The 427-nt window shown below is 71.0% G+C and carries 1 protein-coding gene; it reads left to right on the top strand.

Features of this window, described 5'->3' with window-relative positions; translation table 11 throughout:
- Window positions 1-427: PLP-dependent aminotransferase family protein (locus HWY05_RS38025; RefSeq protein ID WP_176061514.1), on the top strand; the 427-nt coding region annotated here is incomplete at both ends.

The raw sequence follows: 427 nt of genomic DNA, 5'->3' as shown, positions 1-427 counted from the left end.
GACGTGTTCATCACCGCCGGCATCCGCCATTCGCTCGACCTGGTGATGCGGGCGATCGAGGTGCGTGGGCGGCGCGTGGCGATCGAGGATCCCGGCTATCCGATGACGGAGCGGCTGGCCGCGCTGAACGGCGCCGCCGTCGCGCAGGTGCCGGTCGATCCGCAGGGGCTGGTGGTCGAGCGGCTGGCCGCGCTGCCGGGCATCGTGGCGGCCTGCGTGACGCCCGCGCACCAGTCGCCGCTGGGCGTGACGATGTCGGTTTCGCGGCGCCTGGAACTGCTCGACTGGGCGCGTCGCGAGCAGGCCTGGATCGTCGAGGACGACTACGACGGCGAGTTCAGCTACCAGGCCGCGCCGTTGCCGGCGCTGAAGGCGCTCGACCGGCACGATCGCGCGATCTATTGCGGCTCCTTCAACAAGACCCTGT

This window comes from Paraburkholderia sp. BCC1876 (genome assembly GCF_902833695.1).
Taxonomy (GTDB): domain Bacteria; phylum Pseudomonadota; class Gammaproteobacteria; order Burkholderiales; family Burkholderiaceae; genus Paraburkholderia.
The sequence above is the reverse complement of the archived record's forward strand: the minus strand, read 5'-3'. Positions and strand labels throughout refer to the sequence as shown.